This is a genomic window from Streptomyces sp. NPDC054841 (genome assembly GCF_053611045.1).
In genome coordinates this window covers 1-2,562 of record NZ_JBSGZO010000764.1, presented here as the reverse complement: position 1 = coordinate 2,562, position 2,562 = coordinate 1, and the positions used below count along the sequence as shown (strand labels likewise).

4 protein-coding genes and 1 pseudogene are annotated in these 2,562 nt (G+C 66.7%); 3 read left to right on the top strand and 2 right to left on the bottom strand.

Features of this window, described 5'->3' with window-relative positions; translation table 11 throughout:
- Nucleotides 1-367, bottom strand: a pseudogene (locus ACWGI8_RS42930) (transposase); the annotation flags it as partial.
- Here ACWGI8_RS42930 and ACWGI8_RS42925 point away from each other — a divergent pair.
- From ACWGI8_RS42925 to ACWGI8_RS42915, 3 genes are all read left to right on the top strand, one after another.
- The gene (locus ACWGI8_RS42925) at nt 363-923 is read left to right on the top strand and encodes a hypothetical protein (RefSeq protein ID WP_453668895.1); all 561 of its coding nucleotides are present in this window, start codon (nt 363-365) and stop codon (nt 921-923) included. The pseudogene ACWGI8_RS42930 and the gene ACWGI8_RS42925 overlap by 5 nt on opposite strands.
- Before the next feature lie 209 nt (nt 924-1,132).
- Nucleotides 1,133-1,483: a VOC family protein gene (locus ACWGI8_RS42920; RefSeq protein ID WP_453668894.1), complete on the top strand. Its 351-nt coding sequence runs from the start codon at nt 1,133-1,135 to the stop codon at nt 1,481-1,483.
- A gap of 414 nt (nt 1,484-1,897) precedes the next feature.
- Complete coding sequence (locus ACWGI8_RS42915) at nt 1,898-2,326, top strand: VOC family protein (protein WP_453668893.1); 429 nt, start codon at nt 1,898-1,900, stop codon at nt 2,324-2,326.
- A 55-nt stretch (nt 2,327-2,381) separates the two neighbouring features.
- On the opposite strand, the gene ACWGI8_RS42910 is transcribed toward ACWGI8_RS42915, so the two are convergent.
- Nucleotides 2,382-2,562, bottom strand: a 181-nt coding sequence (locus ACWGI8_RS42910; RefSeq protein ID WP_453668892.1) for a hypothetical protein, incomplete at its 5' end; no start/stop codon positions are given.

Below are 2,562 nucleotides of genomic sequence, written 5' to 3'. Positions count from 1 at the left end.
CCCGATTCCTTTCGGCTTCCGGCATTGGCTTCTTGGGCCATCCTGTTCCCGCTGGGGAGTTGAGCCTTCCTCGCGGTCGGCCGACCGGGCCACGAGCCTGGTAGATCGTCTCGTGGACCACATGCATCTCCGGGCGGTCGGGGAAGTCCCGGCGGAGGTGCTGGACTATCTGCTCGGGACTCCAGCACCTGCCCAGGTGCTCCTGGATGTAGTCCCGTAGCTCCGGGTTCTGGCCTACCCTGCCCGGCTTGGGCCGTGGCCGGCGGGCCTCGGCACGGACCTGGGCGGCGTGGGGGCGGTAGTGCCACTGGCCGCGGGTGCCCGGGGTGCGGTTGCGGCGTATCTCCCGACTGATCGTGGTCATGCTGACCCTGCGCACCGCGTACACCGGCACCGGGAATCTCGTCGGGCAGGACCTCACCGCGCTCGGCCTGACCGACCCGGAGCACCTGGTCGAGCAGCTGACTGACGGCGGCTGGCTGAGTCTCCCCGGCACCGGCGGCGACCTGCTCACCTCCCGGCCGGAGAACCCCATCCAGGTCACCGTCCCATCCCTGGCCCCCCACGGCGACGGCTCGGGCCCGTTCACGTTCGGCAAGAAGATGCGCCCCAAGCTCAGCGGATGGGCCCAGAAGGTCGTCTCGGACAAGAAGCTCCGCAAGGCCAAAGCCACCCCGGACACCCGGCTGCTCGCCCTGACGCTGGCCACCCAGACCAGCACCGACGGGCGGCTCGGCCCCGGCGGCCAGGGCATCGCCCTGGCCTCTCTCGCCTCCTGTTGCCCCGTTGTCCCCGGCGAGCTGCAGCACCTGGTGGACCAGCTGACCGCAGCGGACTGGCTCACCGAAGCTGTCGTCACCGACACCCACGTCACCGGGCGGCCGACCAAACGCGTCCTCGGCCTCACCTGCCCCCTTCCCTAGCTCGGGGCCGGAGCATCCTGCGGCACGGCCGCCGTCTCGGGGAAGGCGCGGTTGGTTCTGTTCACGAGTTCCGACAGCAGATGTGCAGCTGTCCGTTGTCATGCAACTCAGTCTCGTGTCATCGAATGCAGTCGAAGGTCTTCTTGTACCTGAACGTGCAAGCATGCCGGGGACACGACCGCCAGCACGACGACGGGCAGGAGCCAGCCATGATCAGCGGTGCACATGTCATCCTCTACAGCCAGAACGCCGAGGCGGACCGTGCCTTCATCCGTGACGTCCTCGGCTTTCGCGGCGTCGACGCGGGCGGCGGCTGGCTCATCTTCAAGCTGCCCCCGGCCGAGGTGGCCGTGCACCCGACCGACGGCCCACCCCAGCACGAGTTCTTCCTGATGTGCGATGACCTTGATTCCCAGCTCGGCGAGTTCCGCGCGCAGGGCGTCGAGATCACCCGCCCGGTCAGCGAACAGCGCTGGGGCAAACTGACTGCGATCCGGCTCCCCAGCGGCGCCGAACTCCCGCTGTACGAACCGCTGCACCCCATCGCCCACAGCCTGTGACCCCACAGCACTCAGCTCAGCGTGACAAATCTCAGGGTTGCCGCGGAGCGTCGGTGGCGCCGCCACAACAGGGAGGCCGTCCGCATCGGAATCGCGTCCGTAGCGGTTCGTAACAGTTCAACCCATCGCGCGACGCTCGGACGTCGTGTCATCGAACTTAATCGCTGCAGGTCAAGGCGCCGCGACCGACTGACTTCGATGACACCGGACACGGGTGGTGCGAAGTTGGAAGCCATCCGCGTTCCTGTCCCGTCTCATGCGAATTGGTCCGTGCCTCAGGTGATCTGGTCCGATTCGCTCGCCGTCTCAGGCGATCTGGTCCGTCGGCGCTACTCATCTCACGCGAGATCTCGACCCGCACGGCGGTGAAACCCCGGGATCTCGGTGAACAGCACGCGCCAATATGGTGGACCGATGACGTCGATCAAGAAGTTCCAGGTCACCTTCGACTGCGCAGAACCCGAGCGCCTCGCTCGTTTCTGGTGCGAGGTGTTGGGGTACGTCGTACCGCCGCCACCGCAGGGGTTTGCCACTTGGGACGATTTCAAGGGCTCGCAGCCACCTGAGCAGCGGGATTCTTGGTTCGCCTGCATGGATCCCTCAGGTGTGGGCCCGCGACTGTACTTCCAGCGCGTCCCCGAAGGGAAGGCCGCCAAGAACCGGGTGCATCTTGATGTGCGGGTCGGCACCGGACTCGTGGGTGAAGAGCGCCTCGCCGCACTTGAGGCCGAATGCGAACGGTTGGTCCCGCTCGGCGCGGTACACGTGCGAACGCTGTATGACGGCAATGATTCGTGCATCCCGATGCTGGACATCGAGGGCAACGAGTTCTGTATCGACTGAGGGGCCGCGAACGTTTCCTCGTTCTGTCCCCAGACGAGAGGACATGCCTGTGGTCTCAAGCGATCTGGTTCTCGGGGTGTGCGAAGCGGGTGGTCGCTCGTTGGGGTGACGCCTTCCGTATCCGGGGCGTGTCGGGCAGGAGGAGCTGATGATCCTGCTGGGCATCCTGTCCAAGCGGGAGATCGCCCGCGCCCGGATCCGCACCCGCACCGCGATGACCGTGCAGACCCGCGACC

Coding starts and splice junctions, on each gene's coding strand:
- ACWGI8_RS42920 (WP_453668894.1), top strand. CDS start 1,133: ATGATCAGCGGTGCACATGTCATCCTCTACAGCCAGAACGCCGAGGCG.
- ACWGI8_RS42915 (WP_453668893.1), top strand. CDS start 1,898: ATGACGTCGATCAAGAAGTTCCAGGTCACCTTCGACTGCGCAGAACCC.
- ACWGI8_RS42925 (WP_453668895.1), top strand. CDS start 363: ATGCTGACCCTGCGCACCGCGTACACCGGCACCGGGAATCTCGTCGGG.